This is a genomic window from Mesorhizobium tamadayense (assembly GCF_003863365.1).
Taxonomy (GTDB): Bacteria; Pseudomonadota; Alphaproteobacteria; order Rhizobiales; family Rhizobiaceae; genus Mesorhizobium; species Mesorhizobium tamadayense.
Genome location: NZ_RQXT01000260.1, coordinates 1 through 395, shown reverse-complemented (window position 1 = coordinate 395; position 395 = coordinate 1). Strand labels below are relative to the sequence as shown.

The window sequence follows — 395 nt, the reverse complement described above, 5'->3', positions numbered from 1 at the left end:
TACGAAATGCCACCGCCTGGTAGAATGCCGCCAGCTCGGCCTTGCTGATGCAATAGTCCGCGCGTTCGGGCGAACTTACCTCGGGTGAGACCGACGTGATGTTGATGATGGACCTGGGTACATCCGCCGCGCCCCTCACGAGCATTGCCTTGACCACAGCAAGCGTAAAGAACACCGTTCCCCTTAGGTCCATCGCGATCGTCTTATCGAAGTCCGCCGGCACCAGGTCGAGGAAGTCACCTGGTACGACTGCCATGGAGGCATTGCTAACAAGGCAATCGACACGACCAAATCGCGAAAGGATGCCCGTTACCGTTTCTTCATGTCGGGAAACATCAGTGATATCGGACTGCAGATAGGCGGCTGCCACGCCATAGGATTCTAGTTTTGCGACC

The 395-nt window shown here is 56.5% G+C and carries 1 protein-coding gene; it reads right to left on the bottom strand.

Annotated elements, in window-relative coordinates:
• A partial coding sequence (locus tag EH240_RS37585) for an SDR family NAD(P)-dependent oxidoreductase (RefSeq protein ID WP_245436723.1) occupies positions 1–370 on the bottom strand: 370 nt, incomplete at its 3' end.
• Positions 371–395: the final 25 nt, after the last annotated feature.